The sequence below is a fragment of the Tabrizicola sp. genome, from assembly GCF_030694085.1.
In the GTDB taxonomy this organism is placed as follows: Bacteria; Pseudomonadota; Alphaproteobacteria; order Rhodobacterales; family Rhodobacteraceae; genus Tabrizicola.
The window spans coordinates 125,440-145,235 of sequence record NZ_JAUXZE010000093.1; the positions used below are offsets into that span (position 1 = coordinate 125,440).

Below are 19,796 nucleotides of genomic sequence, written 5' to 3' on the forward strand. Positions count from 1 at the left end.
GCCGACCATGCATCGTTTCCGTCAGAACCTTGCCCATCTCTACATGGTGCTGTTCCTGGTATTCCTTTTGGCGCCGCTGGTGGTGATGTCCGGCGCGGCCTTCAACGATTCGAAGCTGCCGTCGATCGTGCCCTGGCGCGGGTTCACGACGATGTGGTTTTCCGCGATGGTGCAGGACCAGCGCATGATGCTGGCCTTCGTGAACACGCTTTGGGTTGCGGTCGCGGTGGCGATCCTGGCGGTGATCGTGGGCACGGCCTCGGCGATCCTGATCAACTCGGTCTCGGGCAAGGTGCGGACCGTGCTTTACGGGCTGATGATCTCGACCATCCTGATCCCCGGCGTGGTGATCGGCATTTCGACGATGATCCTCTGGACCAAGATGGGCAATGCGCTGGATACCGAGTTCTTCCTGTTCAACCCGGGGCTGCATCTGTCCGTCCTGGGCCAGGTTAGCTATATTGCGGCGATGGTGATGCTTCTGGTTCTGGCGCGGTTGCAAAGCTTTGATGCCGGTCTGGAAGAAGCGGCGCTGGATCTTGGGGCGTCACATACCCAGGTCATGCGCCGGATTCTGCTACCGCATCTTTACCCGGCCATCGGGGCCGGGGCGGCGGTGGCCTTCTTCCAGTCTATCGAAAACTTCAACGTCACGCAGTTCACCCGGGGCGGCGCCGATACGCTGACCGTCTATGTCTTCAGCCAGGTCCGCTCCGGTATCACGCCGACGATCAACGCACTGGCGTTCCTCTTGATCTGCGTGACCCTGGTAATGGCCCTGGTCTACGAGATCAACCGCCGCCGCCGCGCCCGGATCGAGGCCGAGCGCGAGGCCGAGGCGCGTCGCGCCGAAGAGGCGCTGCTGCTCTGACTTCCCGCTCGTCGATGACTTCGTCACTCCTCGCTGGGGTTCTGCGAGGAGAAGACGAAGTCGCACGACGAGCCAGGGCTGGGAGGGGTTAAGAAATCCTGAACGTTCACAGGCAAGATTCTGATTAAAAAGGAATATCCGGTTTTGTCCACCGTGGACAGAGCCGCCTAGAGCCCCTCCAGAAGTGCGGCGCACAGCGAAGACGTCGGGTCCTGCAGCCCGTCGATCACGCTGAAATGGTGGTGTCCCGGATCGGCAGTCCAGGGGCAGCCCCATTCCTCGGACAGAAGTCGCGCCTGCATCAGAAAGGCCGGCCGCTCCTCGGTTCCAACCCAGACGCGGGCGCTGACCCCGTCGCGCAAGCGGTGCCGCGCCGGGCTTTCTGCCGCGGCCTCCGCCGCATCGATCTTCAGGGTCCGGTTCATTTCGGTCGCGATCAGCGGCCCCAGCTCGGCCAGGGGAGAGATCGGCACGACCCGCGTCACCGGCACCGGCATGTCGTCGCAGCCCATCCGGGCCGACAGATGCCCCCCGGCGGAATGTCCCGTCACCACCATCGGTCCCGCGACGCGGGTGCCGACGAACCAGCAGGCTCGCGCAATCTCGGCCGTCATCTCGGCAATCCGGGCTGCGGGAGCCAGGGTGTAGCTTGGCATCGCCACCGCATAGCCCCGCGCCAGGGGACCCGCCGCCAGATGCGACCAGTGCGCCTTCGAAAACAGGTGCCAGTAGCCACCGTGAACAAAGACCACCACCCCCTTGGGCGTGCTCTCGGGCAGGAAGAGGTCCAGCTTTTCGCGCGGCGAGGGGCCATAGGCAAGGTCAAGCTCGGCCTGCTTGCCCAACGCACGCCGAAAACCTGCCGCCGCCTCGGTCCAGCGGGGCGGATAGTCGGCGGCCCCCGCGATGAAGGCTCCGTTCGCGTAGTCGCGGTCCGGGTCGGGCCAGCCATAGGGCGGTCGGTCGGTCACGTCGGGCTCCAGTCTGCGTGCCGGCAGACTGCGCCGGGCCTCGAGCCACCGCAAGAGCCAGCGCAGACCACATGCGCCTAATGCAGCGTATCCCGGCATCCGTTGCTGTCTGTCATTGGACTGTTACATTTCCGTCGCATAGGCTTCATCATGCCGTCCTAGAGCGGCAGTGTGGGCGGCAGGTAGCGGCGGTGATGGAGCGAGCGATGGACGACATGCGCGGAACGGTCAGGGACATCAGGTCCACGACCATGAAGATCAGCGCCTCGGACGTGCAGGTCCACTACGGGCAGAACCATGCACTGAAGGATGTGTCGGTCGATATCCAGGACCGCGCGGTGACGGCCTTCATCGGCCCGTCGGGCTGCGGCAAGTCGACCTTCCTGCGCTGCCTGAACAGGATGAACGACACTGTCGCCTCGGCGCGCGTGACGGGCACGATCCTGCTGGACGGCGAGGATATCTACGACCCACGCGTCGACCCGGTGCAGCTGCGGGCCAAGGTGGGCATGGTGTTCCAGAAGCCGAACCCCTTCCCGAAGTCGATCTACGACAACGTCGCCTACGGGCCAAAGATCCACGGCCTGACCCGCAACAAGGCCGAGCTGGACGAGATCGTCGAATCTTCGCTGCGGAAAGCCGCGCTCTGGAACGAGGTCAAGGATCGTCTCGACGCCGCCGGCACCGGGCTTTCCGGCGGCCAGCAGCAGCGCCTTTGCATCGCGCGCGCCGTAGCGACCGGGCCGGAGGTTCTGCTGATGGACGAACCCTGCTCGGCGCTGGACCCGATCGCGACGGCCCAGGTCGAGGAGCTGATCAGCGAGTTGCGCAACCAGTTCTCGGTGGTGATCGTGACCCACTCGATGCAGCAGGCCGCGCGCGTCAGCCAGAAGACGGCGTTCTTCCATCTGGGAAACCTGGTTGAATACGCCGACACGACCGAGATCTTCACCAACCCGAAGGACCCCCGCACCGAGGCCTACATCACCGGCCGGATCGGATAAGGAGCAGGCGATGAACACCGCACATATCCTCACGGCCTTCGACCGCGATCTAGAAGCGGCTCAGGCGCTGGTCATGCGCATGGGCGGGCTGGTCGAGGCCGCGCTCTTGGATGCTGCCGAGGCACTGGACACCCGCGACGAGGACATGGCCGCCCGGGTCAGGGCCGGCGACGCCGCCATCGACGCGCTGGAGGACGAGATCAACACCCGCTGCGCCCTGCTTCTGGCGCTGCGTGGCCCGACTGCTGGCGACCTGCGGACCGTGCTGACCGTGATGAAGATCGCGGCGGCCCTGGAACGGGCGGGGGATTACGCCAAGAACCTGGCCAAGCGAACCGCCGCCTTGTCGCAGATGACGACCGTGCCGGGGGCCTCGGGCTCGATCCGGCGGCTGGCGAAGGCCGTGGTGCAGATGCTGACCGACGCGTTGGACGCTTATATCCGCCGCGACCTGAAGCTGGCCGAGGACGTGCGCGCCCGCGACCGCGACATCGACCAGATGTACAACTCGATCTTCCGCGAGTTCCTGACCCACATGATGGAGGACCCGCGCACCATCGGGCCTTGCATGCACCTGCATTTCATCGCCAAGAACATCGAACGTGTCGGGGACCATGCGACCTCGGTGGCCGAGCAGGTGATCTACCTCGTGACCGGCGCGCTGCCCGAGGATGAGCGGCCGAAGGTCGACAGCACCGGGGTGGGGGCCTGACGATGGGAAAGGGCGGACAGCCACGGGTCCTGTTGGTCGAGGATGAACCGGCGCAGCGGACGGTGCTGGCCTACAACCTGGAAGCCGAGGGCTTTGCGGTGACCCAGGCCGACAACGGCGAGGACGCAATGGTCCTGGTCGACGAGGAAGAGCCGGACATCATCATCCTGGATTGGATGATGCCGAAGGTCAGCGGAATCGAGGTCTGCCGCCGGCTGAAGATGCGGCCGGAGACGCGGGGGATTCCGATCATCATGCTCTCGGCCCGGGCTGAGGAAGTGGACCGGATCCGCGGGCTGGAGACAGGCGCGGACGATTATGTGGTGAAGCCCTATTCGGTGCTGGAACTGATGGCGCGGGCCCGGGCGCAGCTGCGGCGCGTCAGGCCCTCGACTGCCGGGGTGGTGCTGGAGCACGAGGATATCCGGCTGGACCCCGAAAGCCACCGGGTCTACCGGAGCGAGAAGGTGCTGAAGCTGGGGCCGACCGAATTCAAGCTTCTGGTCACGCTGATGGAGCGGCCGGGGCGGGTGTTCAGTCGCGAGCAACTTCTGGACCTGGTCTGGGGTCGGGACATCTATGTCGATACCCGGACGGTGGACGTGCATGTGGGACGGCTGCGCAAGAGCCTGATGCAGCATGGTGGGGCCGACCCGGTGCGCACGGTGCGCGGCGCGGGCTACGCCCTGGGGTGATCTGTCCACGGTGGACAAATCTGGATTTCGTTTTGAAATCAATATATTGATTGCGGACGTTAAGCTTCCGTCAACTATTGACTGCTGCGCGGGCCGGGTCGGCTTTCATTCGGAACGCTGCCGCGCGAAGTCCCCCGTCTTGTCGTCGGGGCTTGCGCCCTCCTCCTCGGCTGACGAGGGGCGCTGCCCCTCGAGCGTCCCGGACGGTATCAGCAGTATCTCAGGCTGTGGGGCGGGCAAAGGGCGCCTCCGGCGGGGATATTTGGGCAAAGATGAAAGGCTTTGCGTTTGGCGGGTTTCGGCGCAGTCTTGGGCCGGGGTGACGGCGGAGGGATGGATGGCCTGGGGTGCAGAGCATGACGCGGTGCGGGCGGTGGTCGTGGACTACCTGGAGGGGATGTGCTGGGGTGATGAGGCGAAGCTGCGGCGGGCGTTTCATCCCGGTGCCCTGCAGGTCGGGCATTTCGGCGAGACCTATGAATTCTTCCCGCTGGAGGAGTTCATTGCCTGGTTGAAGAGTGCGGAGACGGAGGCCGAGGGCTCCCCGATCATCGCCGAGCTGCTGTCGATCGAAGTGACCGGGACGGTGGCGGTTGCGAAGCTGACCGACACCTGTTTCGGCACGGATTTCACCGATTACCTGGTGATGGTGAAGGACCGGCCCGATGCGATGGGGCGTTGGCAGATCGTGACCAAGGCCTATCACGTCCATGCCGGGCAGGGGCTGCCGGCAGGGGCCCAAACGTCGGCTGGGGCCTAGAGGGTCGGCAGGAGGCGGTCGAGGGTGGTCAGGACCTGATCGACATCCCCAAGGCTGAAGGGAAGCGGCGGGCGGATCTTCAGGCTGTCGCCTTTCGGCCCGGTCGAACTGATCAGGATGCGGTTGTCCCGAAGGGCGTTCACGAGGCGCGCGGTGCGGGTGGGGTCGGGCTGACCGTCGGTGAGGATGGTCTGGCCGACGAAAAGGCCGGCGGCGCGCGTTTCACCAAGGGTTTCATGGCGTTGCGCGAGGGACCTGAGACCTTGCGCGAAGGCCTGTCCGACGGTGGCGGCGTTATGTTGCAGGCCCTCGTCCTGGATCACATCCAGGACGGCGAGACCCACGGCGGCGGCGACGGCGTTGCCGCCGAAGGTGTTGAAGTAGCGCGCCCTTGCGCCGAACTCGGCAATGGTCTGCGGCTGCAGGACCAACCCGGCGAGCGGGTAGCCGTTGCCCATCGGCTTGCCCATCGACACCATGTCCGGGATGACGCCGTGGCGCTGGAAGCCCCAGAACTGCGCTCCGGTGCGGCCGAATCCGGGCTGGACTTCGTCGGCGAGGAACAGGCCGCCGCGAGCGCGGATCGCGGCAGCTGCGGGGGCGAGGAAGCCCTTCGGATCAGGGTAGACACCGTCCGAGGAGAAGATGGTATCTACGATCAGAAGGGCGGGCCTGATCCCTTGCGCCTCCATCCGGTCGCAGGCGGCGGTGACGGCGGCGGCGAAGCCGTCGGCGATGCCCTGCGGGTAGGTCTGCGCTGACGGGGCGGGGACCGGGAAGACTGTCGGTCCCGGAGCGACGGAGGGGCCGATCGACATCGACATCTCGGCGGTGGCAAGCGTGACGCCGTGGTAGGCGTTGTCGGTGACGATGACGCCTGTCCCCCCCGTGGCCGCGCGGGCGATGCGCAGAGCGAGGTCGTTCGCCTCGGACCCGGTGCAGGTGAACATCACGTGGCTGAGGTCGGGCGGGAAGTGGGCGAGGAGGCGCTCGGCATAGGCGAGGATGCCGTCGTGCAGATAGCGGGTGTGGGTGGCGAGCGTGGCGGCCTGCCGGGTCATCGCGTCAACGACGCGGGGGTGGCAGTGGCCGACCGAGGCGACATTGTTGTAGCAGTCGAGATAGGCGTTGCCCTGGGGATCGTAGAGGTGGACGCCCTGGCCGCGGACGAGGTGGACGGGGGTTTCGTAGAACAGCCGGTAGGCGGGGCCGAGGGCCTTGGCGCGGCGTTCGGCCAAGACCTCGTCTTCTGGTGAAAGGTGCCCGGCGCCGGGGGTGTAGGCGTTCAGCATGGTGGTTTGGCGGGTCATTGCGGGGGGCTTTCGCAGGCGTGGAGAAGGTGGTCGGCGAGGGCGTCCGGGTCGCCAAGGGCGTCCAGGCCCGCGCGCGAGGTGGGAGCATTGCGCAGGATATAGGGCGCATTCTCCGGGTAGCGGGCGGCCCGCCAGGCCGAGATCGTAAGCGTCGTCGCCAGGCGGGCGGTGATGAGGTCGGGCAGGAGGCGGAGTTCGGTGTCCGTCAGGGGGTTGGCCTGGTGATAGGCGCGTGTGAGGGGGGCCAGAAGGGCCGAGGGGTCCGACGGGTCGATCAGGTAGGACGCGGCGACGGCGAGGTCACAGACGCGGTGCGAGAGTGTCATGTCTCCGAAGTCCAGAATCCCGGCAAGATCTGAGGGCAAAGTGGGGTCGGCGAGCAGGTTGTGGGGGTTGAAGTCACCGTGGACAACCTGGCGTGGAAGTTGGGCCAGGACCGGGGCGGTCCGGGTGGCGAACCGGGTGAGAAAGGCCGTGATGCGCGGCTTCAGATCGTCTGGAAGGGCGGCGGTGAGGGGGGCGAGGTCAGAGGTGTTGCGGATGTCCCAGAGGAGGTGGTGGTCGGCGGCGGGGTGCTGGAAACTGGCGAGCGTGGCGTCAAGACGGCCGAGGGCGTCGCCGATGGAGGCCGCCAGGGCGGGCGTCCGGGGCAGATGGGCAAGCGGCGAGCCGGGAAGCCAGGTCAGAAGGCGGAGCGCCCCGTCAGGCGTGGGGACGATGGTGCGCCCGTCATGGGCCGGGACGACGCGAGGGATGGGTAGGTCGGGGGCGTGCCGGGCAGTGTGGAGGAGGGCTTCGGTCTGGAACCCGGTCAGATCGGCGGACTCGGCAGGGTTGGCAAGCTTCAGGGTGAAGCTGCCTTGCGGCGTGTCGAGGCGGAGGTTCTGGTCACGCTCGGACGTGAGGGGGTGCAGGGTGCCGGTGACGCCCCAATGGGTTGCGGCAAGTTGCGCAAGTGCCGGGAGGGGCACTTGTGGCGGCGGGAGGGAAAGGAGGCTGCCAGCAGGGTCTTGGGTCATGATCAGGTCCGGGCGGCAGGATAGCGGCTGGCTCGCGAGGGGCCAGCGGAATATGCGTTGACATGGTTGAGTATTTTAGTAAGGATATATGCGAAGCCAAGCCAGCCCGGTTCGGGTCCGCCCGGTGCGTCGATCATCTGGAGGTCATCATGCCCGAACGTAACGCCCTGCGGGGCGATATCCTGGAATTGCTGTTCAGCACGGCGGGGGTTTTCCCTTGCGCGGCTCTGGAGGCTCTGATCGCACGGCTGGAGGTGGGAAGATGAACGCCCTGGTCGATACTTGGCTGACGACGGATGCGACGCCGGTGCATGATGCGCGGGCCTTGACCGAGGGGGGCAGCCTGGCGCGGATCCTGCTGGACGGGCAGGTCTATTCCCTGCGGATCACCCGGGCGGGGAAGCTGATCCTGACCAAGTGATTCTGGTTCGGGCGGTGGGCGGATAGCCCATCCTGCGCGGGGTTCCGATGGGCGACTTCGGTCCACGCAAGGCCGCGATGGGTTTCGTATCGTTTGAAACCACATGCCGGATACGTCCAGGCGGGAAAGCGCGGTCATGACCGCTTTCGGGGTTTTGCGGTCCGGCCCGGGCTTTCGGCGGCGGCGATGTTGTGTTTGACGGCGATGAAGCTGTCGGGGGTGACGGAGATCGAGTCGATCCCGGCCTTCACCAGCAGCCTGGCAAAGGCCGGGTCGTTCGATGGGGCCTGCCCGCAGAGGCCGACCTTGGCGCGGGCCTGGTGGGCGCGCGCGATCAGCGTCTCGATCATCCAGAGGACGGCGGGGTCGGATTCGTCGAAAAGCGCGGCCAGGTCCTCGGCATCGCGGTCGACGCCGAGGGTGAGCTGGGTCAGGTCGTTCGAGCCGATGGAGAAGCCGTCGAAGCGGGTGGCGAAATCCTTGGCGAGGATGACGTTCGCCGGAATTTCGCCCATGACATAGACCTGCAAGCCGTCCTTGCCGCGCTTCAGGCCGTGTTTCGCCATTGTGGCGAGGACGCGGTCGGCTTCGGCGGGGCTGCGGCAGAAGGGGATCATGACCACGACGTTGTCGAAGCCCATGTCGCGGCGCAGGCGCTGGATGGCGCGACATTCCAGCGCAAAGCCGGCCTCGTAGCGCGGCGAGTAATAGCGCGAGGCGCCGCGGAAGCCGATCATCGGGTTCTCCTCATGCGGCTCGAACTCGCGGCCGCCGAGGAGGTCGGCGTATTCGTTGGTCTTGAAGTCGCTCATCCGAACGATGACCGGGTGCGGATAAGCGACGGCGGCGATCTGCGACAGGCCGCGGGCAAGGCCGTCGATGAAATATTCGGTCTTGTCGGGGAAGGCTTTTGTCAGCTCGGCGATCTTCGCCTTTGCCGCCTGGTCCTTGAGAGTGTCGAAGTGGACAAGCGCCATCGGGTGCACCTTGAGCGCGTTGTTGATCACGAATTCCATCCGGGCAAGGCCGACGCCGTCTGACGGCAGGCGCCACCAGCGGAAGGCGGCGGAGGGATTGGCCATGTTGAGCATGACCTTGGTCTTCGTCTTTGGCAGGTCGTCGAGGCGGAGGTCTTCTGTGGTGAAATCGGCCAGCCCTTCGTGGATCACACCCTCGTCGCCGCCCGAACAGTTGACGGTGACCTCTTGTTCGTCGTGCAGGACGTGGGTGGCGTGGCCGGTGCCCACGATGGCGGGCAGGCCAAGCTCGCGGCTGACGATGGCGGCGTGGCTGGTCCGACCACCGTGGTCGGTGACGATGGCCGAGGCCCGCTTCATGATCGGCACCCAGTCGGGGTCGGTGGTCGAGGTGACGAGGATCGAACCCTCGATGAACTGGTCGATGTCCTTGGCCGATTCAAGGATCGAGACCTTGCCGGTCGCGACGGCAGAGCCGACGGAGAGGCCCTTGATCAACGGCTTTCCGGCCTTCTTGACGGTGTAGGAGCGGATCAGCCCGGTGTTGGCGCGCGATTGCACGGTTTCGGGGCGGGCCTGGACGATGAACAATTCGCCCGTGTCACCATCGCGGGCCCATTCCATGTCCATCGGCAGGCCGTAGTGCTGTTCAATGGTCACCGCCATGCGGGCGAGGGACAGGATTTCGGCATCCGACAGCACAAAAGCCGCGCGTTCGGCCCTGGAGGTGGGGACGTTCTTCGTCATGCCGCCCTCGGCCCCGGCATAGACCATCTTGATCTCTTTCGCGCCAAGTGACTTCTTGACGATGGGAGTGAGCGATTTCTTCGTCAGGAAGGGCTTGTAGACCTCGTATTCGTCGGGGTTCACGGCCCCCTGCACGACGTTTTCGCCAAGGCCCCAGGCGGCAGTGATGAGCGCAACCTTGTCAAAGCCGCTTTCGGTGTCGATCGAGAACATCACGCCCGCGCCTCCGGTGTCCGACCGGACCATGCGCTGCACGCCAATGGAGAGCGCGACCTTGGCATGCTCGAAGCCCTTGAGCGTGCGGTAGGTGATCGCCCGGTCGGTGAAAAGCGAGGCGTAGCAGCGGCGGCAGGCGGCCAGCAGGGCCTTTTCACCGCGGACGTTGAGGTAGGTTTCCTGCTGGCCCGCGAAGCTTGCATCGGGCAGATCCTCGGCCGTGGCGGAGGAGCGGACGGCGACGGGAAGGTCGGTGGTCCCGGCGCGGCGCGACAGCTCGCGGTAGGCCAGCAGGATGTCGGCCTCGATGTCCTGTGGCCAGCTGCCATCAAGGATCATGGCGCGAATCTGGGAGCCGGCCTCGTGCAGGGTGATCCGGTGGTCCTGCCAGCGCTGGATCGTCTCGGCGATCCGGTTGGGCAGCGCGTTCGCCGCGAGGTAGGCACGATAGGCGTCCGCAGTCGTGGCAAAGCCGCCGGGGACCTTGATGCCCTTGCGGCCAAGTTGCCGGACCATTTCGCCGAGCGAGCTGTTCTTGCCGCCGACCAGCGCGACATCGCCGCGCGAAAGGTCTTCGAACCACAGGACATTGGGGGATCTTTTCGGCATTGCGGGCCTCCTGCCGGGTGACGTCGCTTTCTGCGCGAAGCATGGACCATTGCCGCGGCCGGTGTCTTGATGCGGATCAAGGCGGGGGCGGCGCTGTGGATTTATCTGGTGGAGACCGAACCTGGGGAGAGGCGAGATGAGCAAGAGCGAAATCCTGATCCTGATTGGCCGCATCAAGAGCGAGCCTGCCGTGACGCCCGCGCTGCTGGATGAGGCGGCGGTCCTGATCCGGCGGGTGTTTCCCAAGACGCCAGAGGTGGCGGGCCAGGCGGATGTGGTCGGCCAGCTTCTGCACATGATCGATCTTTGCCTGCCGGGCTGGACGATCCAGCTGACCGGCAAGGCAACCGAGCCCGACGGGCATTGGCGCTGCAGCTTGCGCGAAACGCGGGGCAGCGACGAGGTCGAGGTGATCGGTCTGGGAACCGGACGCATGGTGGAACTGGCGCTGCTGGAGGCGCTTTTGCACGTGACCGAGCAGAAGGCCCTGGTCTGAAAGGCTCGTCGATGACTGCGTCACTCCTCGCGGGCGCACCGACGAGGAGAAACGCAAAGGAGCCGCCGCCCGAACGGGCCCCTGATCAGCCCCCGGTGTGGCTCATGTGGCGGGTGATCTGGCCGGCGACCTTCTGGCGCGAATAGTCGAAGTCGTGCCCCTTGGGCTTCTGCGCGATGGCGGCACGGATCGCCTGTTCAAGCGGCGCATCGTCGGGGCTGGCGCGCAGGGGGGCGCGGAGGTCAGCCATGTCTTCCTGGCCGAGGCACATGTAAAGCTCGCCCGTGCAGGTCAGCCGCACACGGTTGCAGCTTTCGCAGAAATTGTGGGTGAGGGGCGTGATGAAACCGACCTTCTGGCCGGTTTCCTCGATGCGCACATAGCGGGCAGGGCCGCCGCTGCGTTCGGCAAGGTCGCAGAGCGTGAAGCGTTCTGCCAGTCGGGCGCGGAGGTCCTTGAGCGGCCAGTACTGGTCAAGGCGAAGGGGGGACATGTCCTCGCCCATCGGCATGACCTCGATGAAGGTGAGGTCATGGTCTTGCCCCGCGCACCAGTCGAGAAGGGGGAAAAGCTCGTCCTCGTTGAAGCCCTTGAGCGCGACGGCGTTGATCTTGACCCTCAGGCCAGCGGCCTTGGCGGCCTCGATCCCGTCAAGGACCTGCGGCAGGCGACCCCAGCGGGTGATCTCGGCGAATTTCGTCGGATCGAGCGTGTCAAGCGAGACATTGACGCGTTTCACCCCAAGATCGGCGAGGGGCTGGGCGAATTTGGCGAGTTGGCTGCCGTTGGTGGTGAGCGTCAGTTCCTTCAGGGCGCCGGTCTGGAGGTGGCGGCTCATTGCCTCGAAGAAGGTGAGGATACCCTTGCGGACGAGGGGTTCTCCGCCGGTGACGCGCAGCTTCTGGACGCCGAGGCGGACGAAGGTGGAGCAGAGGCGGTCCAGTTCTTCAAGCGACAGGAGGTCGGCTTTCGGCAGGAAGGTCATGTGTTCCGACATGCAATAGGTGCAGCGGAAGTCGCAGCGGTCAGTGACCGAGACGCGCAGGTAGTTGATCGCGCGGGCGAAGGGGTCGATCAGGGGTGTCATCGGGCAAAGGTAGGCCTGCGCGGGGGGACGCACAAGTGCGAGAGCGGCAATTGCGGGGTGGGAAGCGGCGGGTTAGGCTACGACCATGAGACAGATTGCCATGATTTCCGCCCTGGCCCTGACCCTGTCGGGCTGTGCCGTGTTCCAGCCAGAGGGAGAGCGGTCGGGCGTGACCGGACCGACCGAGCCGCAGCCGGCGACCGAATTCGCCCCGGCGGTGTCGACCAGCGTGCTGGGCGCGCGGGCGGTGAGCGCGGCCGCGCTGGACAAGACGACGGCAGAGGAGCGGGCCGCGGCGCTGGCGGCGCCGGCTTCGGGCGGGGAGCGCGAGTTGGGTCGCGTCGTCGTCGCGCTGGGTCCGCCGGCGGAACAGGGTCTCTGGTTGTCGTCGGCGCTGGTCAAGGCCGTCGCCAAGGGTCGGATCGTGACCGCGGCGGGCAAGAGCCTGGCGGTGGAGCTGCGGCCCGGAACCGGCGGGGCGCTGCTGTCCCTGGCGGCGTTCCAGGCGCTTGGGCTGAATCTGACCGAGTTGCCGCAGGTCACGGTCTACGGGCCCTAGGCGCGGCGTCCTGAACCGGGCGCCGCTGCGACGCAACCAGGTCTTCTGGCGTCGTATGGACTGGCCCCCCACTCTTGGGGTCGCATGGATCCTTTGAGGCTGGTGCCCCTGGATGGCGCGGGAGCCTCCGGCGGGGATATTTGGGCAAAGATGAAAGGCTGGCCGGCTTTCCGGCTAGGCGGGTTCGGTGTGCAGGACGTCGGCCACGGTGGCTGTGACGGTCCAGTCTGCATCGAGGAGGAGGAGGTCGGCGAGGTCGCGATATTCGGGCGTGGCGAGGTCGGGGCGATCAAGAAGGCGCGCGGGGGCGGCGCTGACCATGTCGAAAGCGGTCTCGGGCGAGGTTCCCACGACCGTGATCAGACGGCGGAGGCCCTCGGCCATCGTGACATGGGCCCCCGCCAGCGAGCCTTCGGCGTTGACGAGGCGGCCATCCTTCAGCCAGACGTCCTGGCCGTAGAGCCGGAAGTGGTCGGAGCCGCCCACCGTGCTCATCGCGTCCGAGACAAGGAACATCCGGCCGGGGACGGGACGGGCGCGGATGGCGAGGCCGACCATCTCGTCCGCGACATGGATGCCGTCACAGATGATGCCCGCGAAAGCCGTGGAGTTGATGCAGGCGCCGGTCACGCCGGGCGCGCGGTTCAGCATCGGCGACATGGCGTTGAAAAGATGGGTGAAGCAGCTGGCTCCGGCGTCGAGGAGGGCGCGGACCTCGTCCGCCGTGGCATCGGAGTGGCCGATGGAGACGACCGCCCCGGTCCCGACCAGCCGGGCGACGTCCTGCGGTGTGGTGCTTTCCGGGGCGACGGTGATCTTGACGAAGACCCCCGCGGCACGGAGGCGCTGGACATGGGTCAAGGTGGTGCCGTCGAAGGGGCGAACATAGGCGGCGGCGTGGGTGCCGCGGCGGGCGACCGACAGGTGGGGGCCTTCGATGTGAAGTCCAAGCAGGCTGCGGTCGGGCTGCGGCTCGGACTGGGCGGCCAGCGTCGCCTCGACGGCCCGGGCGAGGACCTCGGGCGCGTCGGTGATCACGGTGGGCAGGATGCCGACGGTGCCGAACCTGCGGTGGGCCGCGGCCATGCGGTGCAGGGCCTCGGGCGACTGGTCGCTGTTCAGAAGCGCATCACCGCCGCCGTTGACCTGGAGGTCCAGAAAGCCGGGGGTCAGGGTGCCTTTCAAGCGGCGGGTCGGTGCGCCGGGCGGGGGGATGTCGAGCATCAGGCTGCGGCCTTGCGCGATGCCGAGGGCTGCGCCGCCGCGGAGCCGCGTCCCGTCGAAGATCGCATCGGGGAGAAGCCAGAGGTCGGGTGTGGCGGTCATGACCGGGGTCCCGTGAAGAAATAGGGGCGAAGGGCGGATTGCACCCGGGCCAGGGCCAGAGCGCGGGGCAGGGAATGGCGGCTTTCGCGGGCAATGGCAATCTCTGCGGCACAGAAATGCGCCGCCAGGAGAGGGTTGGGCAATCGTTTGTCCTGAAGGTCGGTCAACAGGTGCTGGACGGCCTGTTGCGCCTTTGGCTCGGGCCAGTAGTAGCGGATGCGGTCAGCGAGGCCGAAGTGGCGTTCGGTGCGCGGAGCAGCGCTGTCGCCGTGGATGTGGGCCTGCCAGTGGGCGGGGTTCGCCAGCATCACTTCTTCCATCCTGTCGGGCAGGGAAGGGCCGCTGGCCCAGCCGTTCTGGGCGCGGATGGTGTCCAGTGCATAAAGCGCCTCACGCCAGGCGAAGGTGAGGGCGGGGCCGACCTTCTGGAAGGCGAAGCCGAGTTCGGCAAGGCGGGGGTAGGCTTCGGGACGCTGGTAGTCGGTGGAATGGGCCTCAAGGCAGAGGCCCGGCCATTTGGCGAGGGCGGCGAGAAGGCCGGGGTCGCGGGCGAGGGGGAGGTGGTGGACCTCCATCGGCGAGAATTCCACCCCCGGCTGGACGACAAGGCCGCCGATCTGGTCGAGCGGCAGGTTCAGCGCGGTGAAAGCCTCGCGGTGGGCGTCGAGGGTGGCCCGGGCAGCCTGGGGCGTCGTGGGCTGGATGTCGCCGTGGTCGTCGGTGCGGGCTCCGCCGGGGGGAGGGACTTCGGTGCCGATGACGAAAAGGATTTTCGTCGGGTCGGGCGCATGCTTGAGGACCGTCGCAGCGAGGTCGGCCGATCGGGTGGCGGTGATGGCGTCGGGAAGCTGGGCGGGTTCGCCCGCGCAGCCCTCGGAGCAGTCGAGGTGCATCTTGGTGAAGCCTGCGGTGGCATAATCGGCGACCATCTGGTGCGCCTTCTGCAAGGCCTGATCGGCGGGAAGCTTGCGCCAGGCTTGCGGGCCGAGGTGGTCGCCGCCGAAGAGGATGCGGTTGTGCGAGACCCCGGATCGGGTTGCGATGTCTTTGACAAAGCCGATGAAATCGGCGGGTTTCAGGCCGGTGTAGCCGCCATCCTGGTTGACCTGGTTCGAGGTGGCCTCGACCACGATTGGCTGGTCAAGCGTTTCGGCGAGTGTGAGGCAGGCCTCAAGCACGTCGGGGTGCGCGGTGCAGACCGAGGGAATGGCGATGGCTTCCCCCGCGCGATTGCGGGCGATGATCCGGGCAAGGTCAGGCATGGTGCGCCTCGTTCAGGGCGTGGAGGGCGGCTCCGCGGGCGCCCGAGGCGTCGCCGCCCTGAGCCAGGTGAATGGCGGGGATCGGGAAGCCCTTGAGGGTGGCATCTGCGAGACGTTTCGTCAGGTCGTCGGTCAGGCCGGGGGCGCGGGAGAGGCCACCGCCGATCACGATCACCTCTGGGTCGAGGGTGAGGCAGAGGGTGACGAGAAACTCGGTCGCGAGGTCAAGCCAGATGTCCCAGGCCATGGCGAAGGCGGGGGTGGTGGCGCGGCCCGCGACGATGGTTTCGGGGGCGTGCTGCTGGCCGGTCAGGCGGGCGGCGATGCGGGCGAGGCCGGGGGCGGAGAGGTAGGTCTCGCTGCAGCCCTGGCGGCCACAGCCGCAGGTCAGGATGGGTAGGCCGTGCGTGACGATCGGGGCGGCGGCGAGGGGAAAGTGGCCAAATTCCCCACCGGTTTGGGCAGGGGACGGCAGGAGTCTGCCACCTGTCACGACGCCACCCGCAACGCCGGTGCCAAGGATAAGACCGACGGCGGGGTCCGCGCCTTTGGCGACGCCGAGCGTCGCCTCGGACAGCGTCAGGGCGCGGCAGTCGTTGATCCAGGCGATCGGGCGCCCTGCGGCCTGGGCGATGTCCTGCGGGAAGGGCAGGCCAGTGGCGGGGAGGTTCGAAGTGAGGGCGAGACCGGTTCCGGGATTGATGAGACCTGCGGCAGAGATCCCGACGGGCAGGCCGGGTGCATGGGCGTCGCACCAGCGGATCGCGTCGGCCATCGCGGTGACCAGCGTCGGATAGTCTTTTGGCGTGGGCCAGCGGTTGCGGGTGGCAAGCGACCAGTCCGGGGCGAACACCTGCGCCTCGATCTTGGTGCCGCCGAGGTCGATGCCCGCAGAGATCGGGGCCGCGATCATGGGTGCACCGGGTGGAGGCGGACGCCCGAGACGACGCGGGTGAGGGTGCCCTGCCCGGCGAAAGGGTCGTCGACATTCAGGCCAAGGCCGTCGGACCAGATGACCGCGAGGATCTGGGCGAGGGAGACGTAGAGCGGGACGGACCAGAGGTCTCCGTGGGGTTGCGGGATGTCGGGTGCAGTGATGCGGCTTTGCGGGAACTGGGTGCGAAGCTCGGCCAGGAGGTCCTCGTCATAGGCGCGGGTGTGGGGGTCGGACGAGCGGAAGAGCCAGAGGTCGGTGTCGCCCACAGTGAAACTTTTCGGGCCGTGGCGGAAGCCGAGGGTCGAGTCCCAGAGGGCGGGGATCTGGCCTGCGGCGAGCTCCATCACCTTCAGCGCGGCCTCGCGCGCGGCAAAGGCCAGGGGGCCAGAGCCGATGAACACGGCCCGGGCAGGGCGGCGGGTGGCAGTGGCTTGGGAGATGAAGTCCGGGAGCAGGGTCTGAAGGGTGTCGGCAAGGAAGGCGAAGCGGCTTGGCATTTGGCTGGCTGGGAGGCTTGCGTCGAAGAGGGCTGCGGCGGTGAGGAGCATGGTGGAGAAGCTGGATGTCATCGCGAAGCCCTGGTCGTGGGTGGCTTCGGGCAGAGTGATGACGTGTGAGCCGGGTCTGGTGGCGAGGGCGGACCTGGCATTGCAGGTGATGTTGAGCCGTGGCCAGGCGGGGGCGAGGGTGTCGAGTGCGTCGAGGAGGCCGATGGATTCCGTTGAGCTGCCGGAGCGGCCGAAGCTGACGATGAGTTTCGGTTGGCCGGTGAGATAGGCACGGGGACGGGCGACGATGTCGGTGGTGGGGACCGAGCGGAAGCGCGGGCCCGGCTGGCCCTCGAGACCAGAGGCGAGGATGTCGCCGATATAGGCGGAGGTGCCTGCGCCGCAGAACCAGACCTCGCTGACGCCGGTTTCGGCGATCCACTGGCGGAGGTCGGCCACCTGGAGCCGCGCGCCCCAGTCGCGCCAGATCGCGGGTTGGGCGAGGATTTCGCGGAAGGTGGCGTGGCGGGAAAGGTCGGTCATGTCGTCACTTCCAGGATTGGCCGGGCAGGATTGGCCGGGTGGTCCGCTTGGCGATGGGGCAGGAGTGGCCTGGCCTGGGCGTCAGCGCGCGGCGGTGGCAGACTGCGGTCCTTGTGGACGGGGCGCCTTTCAGACGGAGCGCGTTCCGCGCAAGTCTTTTCGGTCGCCTTGTGCGCGTGAAGAACGCGCAACGGCTTTGCGATGCCTCCGGCGGGGATATTTGTGCAAAGATGAAAGGGCAGCCTGGGGGCGCGTTCGGCGGGAGGCGGCAAGACCGGACAGGGGCGGCTTTGCCTATCATCGGGTCTGGGTCACTTTGGCGAGGGTCGTGGGGCGGTCGGGGTCGTGGCCGAGCGCGAGGGCGGCATCATGCGCGAGCGGGTAGGTGAGGCAAAGAAGGGCGGCGGCGGCGGCGGCGGGGGTGAGGTCGGTGGCACCTGCGTCGGAGGCACGCAGGCGGAAGACGGTACCGCCAGCGGCGCGGAAACGCTGTTCTGCCGTGTCGAGGCTGGGTTGCACCTCGGGCTGTTCGGTGTCGAGGATCAGGATCAGGAGCGGGTTCGTCACCAGTTGCAGCGGGCCGTGCAGGACTTCGGACGAGGAATAGGCCTCGGCGTGAAGGGCGCAACATTCCTTGAGTTTCAGCGCCAGTTCCTGCGCCGCGCCAAAGCCGGTGTCGCGCCCGATGACATAGACGTGTGAGGCGCGCAGGAGGGCGGCGAGGAGCGCTTTCTTCTGCGGCAGGTCGCGGCCGTGCAGCGCGGCGAGGGCTGTGGCGGAGGCTTTCGCACGGGGGGCGTAGGCGGGGGCCAGGGCCGCGAGGAGCGCCATGCCCCCGGCGATGGCCCCGACGACGGATTTGGTGGCGGGGACGGCCAGTTCGGGGCCGGCGCCGATCGACAGGGTGGCGTGGGCTTCGGCCTCGACCGGGCTGCCGGGGGCGTTGGTGAGGGCGAGGACGGTGGCCCCGGCTTCGCGTGCGCCGCGGGCAGAGCCGACAAGGTCGGGCGAGGCACCGGACTGCGAGACGACGAGCACGGCCGCATCGGTGAGGCGGACACCCCGACCCAGCGAGAAGATCGAGGGCGGGAGCGAGGTCACGGGCAGGCCGGTCTCGCGCATGATCTCGTAGGACAGGATGTTGGCGGCGGCGTCGGAGGAGCCGCGGGCGACGGTGTAGATCGCGCGGAGCTGGGTCAGGTCTGGAAGCGTCACGGATTGTGCGACGGAGGCCGCGAAGACGGCAGGGGCCTCGGCGATCTCGCGCGACATGTGCTGTCCGGCATCGGGAGGAAGGGCGGTCATCGGGCGTCCAGGGTCGTGGCGTCCCCCCACGTCCATCCCCCCCACGTCGGCGCAACAAGGGAGAGGTGGCGTTTGGGGGCAGGGTCTCGGGGCAGGTACGGTTCAGCGCGAGTGGCGCTGTCGGAGCCTCCGGCGGGGATATTTGGGCAAAGATGAAAGGCGCTGGGCTGGGTCGGGGACGCGGCGCGGCGACGGGTGGTCGGCGGGCGCAAGAGCGGGGAAGATCCTCTGGCGGGAATGGTTGAGCCAGCATCGATGCCTGGCGTCCGGGACGGGCGGTCGGGCGCCGGGGCTGAAGGGTTCAGGGGCCGGATCATTGGCGCAGCCCATGCGCGTCGAGTTTGGCCCAGGTGTCGGTGAGGTCGACGACCTGTCCGGTGGTGCGGGCCTGGTCGAGGGCGATGGCGGCGATGCCGGCCTCCATCGCGTCGAGGATCGAGACGGGGAGGCTGTCCGCCTGACCGCGCAGGTAAGCGGTCATGTCGCGGCACATGAGCTGGTCGGCACCGTAATGCGCGCCTTTCATCGCGGTGCCCTGCGTGTAGTCATGGTCCGCGAGGCGGCTTCCGTCGCGGGCGGTAACCTTCAGGAAGCCGCGCACGAAATCGCCCTCGGCCATGCCGTGGGTGCCCATGACGCAGAAGCGGCGGTGTTCGTCGGGGACGTTGAGGTTGGTGTGGAAGGCGAGGGAGGCGCCGGTCTCGTACTGCAGGATCGCGGTCTGGTAGTCGATGATGTCGCCATCCGACAGGAAGGGATCATCGGTGGATTCCCAGACGGACTTCTTGACGTGGAAGATTTCGGCCTCGGCGTTCGACTTTGGCGCGTTCTGCGGGACAAAGGATTTGCGGCCGCCGAAGCTGGCGACGCGCTGCGGTCGGGACTCCGTGACCATGTTGTAGATGTCGAGGTCGTGGCAGCATTTTTCCAGCATGAAGCCGCCGGCAAGGTCGGTGCGGCGGCGCCAGTCGCGCATGAAGAAGGCGCCGTGGTAGGGGCCGATGTGTTCGTTCGCCTCAAGCGACGTGACGTCGCCGAGCCAGCCTTGGGCCATGGCCGCGCGGAGGTCGACCATGTGCTGCGAATAGCGCAGGACGAGGCCGACCATCGCGCGATTGACGCCGCCGTGTTTGGCGAGAAGGCGGGCGAGTTCCAGGGTCTCCTCGATCGAGACGACGACGGGCTTTTCGGTAAACACCTGCACCCCGGCCTCCAACCCCAGGCGGATCTGGTCGAGGTGGAAGACGTTCGGCGAGAAGACGCAGTAGAGGTCGGGATTGGCGTCCGAGAGCATCGCCTCGACCGAGGGGTAGCGGGGGGTGTCGGTGCCGATCATCTCAAGGTGGGTCGGCTGGGGGTCGTAGTAGCCGACGATCTGGGCTTCGGGCATTTCCTCGCGAAGCGTGGTCAGGACATGACCGGCCCGCAGGCCGATGCCTGAGGTGACAATGCGCATGGGTAATCTCCTTTCAGGCGGC

19 protein-coding genes are annotated in these 19,796 nt (G+C 67.2%); 8 read left to right on the top strand and 11 right to left on the bottom strand.

The features are described from left to right. Positions 1-7 precede the first annotated feature (7 nt). Positions 8-871: an ABC transporter permease gene (locus Q8M85_RS21660; RefSeq protein ID WP_305548617.1), complete on the top strand. Its 864-nt coding sequence runs from the start codon at positions 8-10 to the stop codon at positions 869-871. 167 nt (positions 872-1,038) lie between these two features. Here Q8M85_RS21660 and Q8M85_RS21665 read toward each other — a convergent pair whose 3' ends face one another. Further along, entirely contained in the window at positions 1,039-1,842 is an 804-nt protein-coding gene (locus tag Q8M85_RS21665) for an alpha/beta hydrolase (RefSeq protein ID WP_305548618.1), read from the bottom strand. A gap of 206 nt (positions 1,843-2,048) precedes the next feature. Between Q8M85_RS21665 and pstB the strand changes: the two genes are divergently transcribed. The 4 genes from pstB (at position 2,049) to Q8M85_RS21685 (ending at position 5,013) form a co-directional block, all read left to right on the top strand. Then, on the top strand, positions 2,049-2,846 hold the full coding sequence (pstB, locus tag Q8M85_RS21670; RefSeq protein ID WP_305548619.1) for a phosphate ABC transporter ATP-binding protein PstB: 798 nt from the start codon (positions 2,049-2,051) through the stop codon (positions 2,844-2,846). Positions 2,847-2,856: 10 nt separating this feature from the next. Continuing rightward, on the top strand, positions 2,857-3,558 hold the full coding sequence (gene phoU, locus Q8M85_RS21675) for a phosphate signaling complex protein PhoU (RefSeq protein WP_305548621.1): 702 nt from the start codon (positions 2,857-2,859) through the stop codon (positions 3,556-3,558). 2 nt (positions 3,559-3,560) lie between these two features. Then, positions 3,561-4,253, top strand: coding sequence for a phosphate regulon transcriptional regulator PhoB (gene phoB, locus Q8M85_RS21680; RefSeq protein WP_305548622.1), 693 nt, complete (start codon positions 3,561-3,563; stop codon positions 4,251-4,253). Between the two features lie 337 nt (positions 4,254-4,590). Then, a complete protein-coding gene (locus Q8M85_RS21685; RefSeq protein ID WP_305548623.1) occupies positions 4,591-5,013 on the top strand; it encodes a nuclear transport factor 2 family protein in 423 nt (140 codons plus the stop codon). Here Q8M85_RS21685 and Q8M85_RS21690 read toward each other — a convergent pair. Beyond that, positions 5,010-6,323, bottom strand: coding sequence for an aspartate aminotransferase family protein (locus tag Q8M85_RS21690; protein WP_305548625.1), 1,314 nt, complete (start codon positions 6,321-6,323; stop codon positions 5,010-5,012). The genes Q8M85_RS21685 and Q8M85_RS21690 overlap by 4 nt on opposite strands. Then, a complete protein-coding gene (locus tag Q8M85_RS21695; protein ID WP_305548628.1) occupies positions 6,320-7,345 on the bottom strand; it encodes a phosphotransferase in 1,026 nt (341 codons plus the stop codon). The genes Q8M85_RS21690 and Q8M85_RS21695 overlap by 4 nt, the downstream gene beginning before the upstream one ends. A gap of 262 nt (positions 7,346-7,607) precedes the next feature. Between Q8M85_RS21695 and hemP the strand changes: the two genes are divergently transcribed. Further along, a complete protein-coding gene (hemP, locus tag Q8M85_RS21700; protein ID WP_305548630.1) occupies positions 7,608-7,766 on the top strand; it encodes a hemin uptake protein HemP in 159 nt (52 codons plus the stop codon). A gap of 134 nt (positions 7,767-7,900) precedes the next feature. Here hemP and ppsA read toward each other — a convergent pair whose 3' ends face one another. After that, a complete protein-coding gene (gene ppsA, locus Q8M85_RS21705) occupies positions 7,901-10,315 on the bottom strand; it encodes a phosphoenolpyruvate synthase (protein ID WP_305548632.1) in 2,415 nt (804 codons plus the stop codon). A 136-nt stretch (positions 10,316-10,451) separates the two neighbouring features. Between ppsA and Q8M85_RS21710 the strand changes: the two genes are divergently transcribed. Next, positions 10,452-10,811: a hypothetical protein gene (locus tag Q8M85_RS21710; protein ID WP_305548635.1), complete on the top strand. Its 360-nt coding sequence runs from the start codon at positions 10,452-10,454 to the stop codon at positions 10,809-10,811. An 85-nt stretch (positions 10,812-10,896) separates the two neighbouring features. On the opposite strand, the gene moaA is transcribed toward Q8M85_RS21710, so the two are convergent. Continuing rightward, positions 10,897-11,898, bottom strand: coding sequence for a GTP 3',8-cyclase MoaA (gene moaA / locus Q8M85_RS21715; protein ID WP_305548637.1), 1,002 nt, complete (start codon positions 11,896-11,898; stop codon positions 10,897-10,899). Positions 11,899-11,983: 85 nt separating this feature from the next. Here moaA and Q8M85_RS21720 point away from each other — a divergent pair, with 85 nt between their 5' ends. Then, complete coding sequence (locus Q8M85_RS21720; protein ID WP_305548640.1) at positions 11,984-12,457, top strand: hypothetical protein; 474 nt, start codon at positions 11,984-11,986, stop codon at positions 12,455-12,457. A 174-nt stretch (positions 12,458-12,631) separates the two neighbouring features. Here the strand turns inward: Q8M85_RS21720 and Q8M85_RS21725 are convergent, their stop codons facing one another. The 6 genes from Q8M85_RS21725 to Q8M85_RS21750 all read right to left on the bottom strand — a co-directional run bounded on the left by Q8M85_RS21725 (position 12,632) and on the right by Q8M85_RS21750 (position 19,774). Then, positions 12,632-13,783, bottom strand: a complete 1,152-nt coding sequence (locus tag Q8M85_RS21725) for an N-acetylglucosamine-6-phosphate deacetylase (protein ID WP_305548642.1) — start codon at positions 13,781-13,783, stop codon at positions 12,632-12,634. Continuing rightward, positions 13,780-15,045 carry a class II D-tagatose-bisphosphate aldolase non-catalytic subunit gene (locus Q8M85_RS21730; RefSeq protein WP_305548644.1) on the bottom strand — a complete coding sequence of 422 codons (1,266 nt, stop codon included), beginning with the start codon at positions 15,043-15,045 and terminating at the stop codon, positions 13,780-13,782. The genes Q8M85_RS21725 and Q8M85_RS21730 overlap by 4 nt, the downstream gene beginning before the upstream one ends. Further along, positions 15,038-15,958: an ROK family protein gene (locus Q8M85_RS21735; RefSeq protein ID WP_305548646.1), complete on the bottom strand. Its 921-nt coding sequence runs from the start codon at positions 15,956-15,958 to the stop codon at positions 15,038-15,040. Before Q8M85_RS21735 ends, Q8M85_RS21730 begins: the two co-directional genes overlap by 8 nt. Beyond that, a complete protein-coding gene (locus Q8M85_RS21740; RefSeq protein ID WP_305548648.1) occupies positions 15,955-17,013 on the bottom strand; it encodes an SIS domain-containing protein in 1,059 nt (352 codons plus the stop codon). The genes Q8M85_RS21735 and Q8M85_RS21740 overlap by 4 nt, the downstream gene beginning before the upstream one ends. A 297-nt stretch (positions 17,014-17,310) precedes the next feature. Further along, positions 17,311-18,318, bottom strand: a complete 1,008-nt coding sequence (locus tag Q8M85_RS21745) for an SIS domain-containing protein (protein ID WP_305548650.1) — start codon at positions 18,316-18,318, stop codon at positions 17,311-17,313. A gap of 313 nt (positions 18,319-18,631) precedes the next feature. After that, positions 18,632-19,774 carry a Gfo/Idh/MocA family protein gene (locus tag Q8M85_RS21750; RefSeq protein ID WP_305548653.1) on the bottom strand — a complete coding sequence of 381 codons (1,143 nt, stop codon included), beginning with the start codon at positions 19,772-19,774 and terminating at the stop codon, positions 18,632-18,634. Between the last annotated feature and the right edge of the window lie 22 nt (positions 19,775-19,796).

What these genes read in the sequence shown, in the direction of transcription:
- hemP (WP_305548630.1), top strand. Translation starts at nt 7,608, where the DNA reads ATGAACGCCCTGGTCGATACTTGGCTGACGACGGATGCGACGCCGGTG.
- Q8M85_RS21745 (WP_305548650.1), bottom strand. Translation starts at nt 18,318, where the DNA reads ATGACCGCCCTTCCTCCCGATGCCGGACAGCACATGTCGCGCGAGATC.
- ppsA (WP_305548632.1), bottom strand. Translation starts at nt 10,315, where the DNA reads ATGCCGAAAAGATCCCCCAATGTCCTGTGGTTCGAAGACCTTTCGCGC.
- moaA (WP_305548637.1), bottom strand. Translation starts at nt 11,898, where the DNA reads ATGACACCCCTGATCGACCCCTTCGCCCGCGCGATCAACTACCTGCGC.
- Q8M85_RS21730 (WP_305548644.1), bottom strand. Translation starts at nt 15,045, where the DNA reads ATGCCTGACCTTGCCCGGATCATCGCCCGCAATCGCGCGGGGGAAGCC.
- Q8M85_RS21725 (WP_305548642.1), bottom strand. Translation starts at nt 13,783, where the DNA reads ATGACCGCCACACCCGACCTCTGGCTTCTCCCCGATGCGATCTTCGAC.
- Q8M85_RS21690 (WP_305548625.1), bottom strand. Translation starts at nt 6,323, where the DNA reads ATGACCCGCCAAACCACCATGCTGAACGCCTACACCCCCGGCGCCGGG.
- Q8M85_RS21720 (WP_305548640.1), top strand. Translation starts at nt 11,984, where the DNA reads ATGAGACAGATTGCCATGATTTCCGCCCTGGCCCTGACCCTGTCGGGC.
- Q8M85_RS21660 (WP_305548617.1), top strand. Translation starts at nt 8, where the DNA reads ATGCATCGTTTCCGTCAGAACCTTGCCCATCTCTACATGGTGCTGTTC.
- Q8M85_RS21710 (WP_305548635.1), top strand. Translation starts at nt 10,452, where the DNA reads ATGAGCAAGAGCGAAATCCTGATCCTGATTGGCCGCATCAAGAGCGAG.
- Q8M85_RS21695 (WP_305548628.1), bottom strand. Translation starts at nt 7,345, where the DNA reads ATGACCCAAGACCCTGCTGGCAGCCTCCTTTCCCTCCCGCCGCCACAA.
- Q8M85_RS21685 (WP_305548623.1), top strand. Translation starts at nt 4,591, where the DNA reads ATGGCCTGGGGTGCAGAGCATGACGCGGTGCGGGCGGTGGTCGTGGAC.
- phoB (WP_305548622.1), top strand. Translation starts at nt 3,561, where the DNA reads ATGGGAAAGGGCGGACAGCCACGGGTCCTGTTGGTCGAGGATGAACCG.
- Q8M85_RS21750 (WP_305548653.1), bottom strand. Translation starts at nt 19,774, where the DNA reads ATGCGCATTGTCACCTCAGGCATCGGCCTGCGGGCCGGTCATGTCCTG.
- pstB (WP_305548619.1), top strand. Translation starts at nt 2,049, where the DNA reads ATGGACGACATGCGCGGAACGGTCAGGGACATCAGGTCCACGACCATG.
- phoU (WP_305548621.1), top strand. Translation starts at nt 2,857, where the DNA reads ATGAACACCGCACATATCCTCACGGCCTTCGACCGCGATCTAGAAGCG.
- Q8M85_RS21740 (WP_305548648.1), bottom strand. Translation starts at nt 17,013, where the DNA reads ATGACCGACCTTTCCCGCCACGCCACCTTCCGCGAAATCCTCGCCCAA.
- Q8M85_RS21735 (WP_305548646.1), bottom strand. Translation starts at nt 15,958, where the DNA reads ATGATCGCGGCCCCGATCTCTGCGGGCATCGACCTCGGCGGCACCAAG.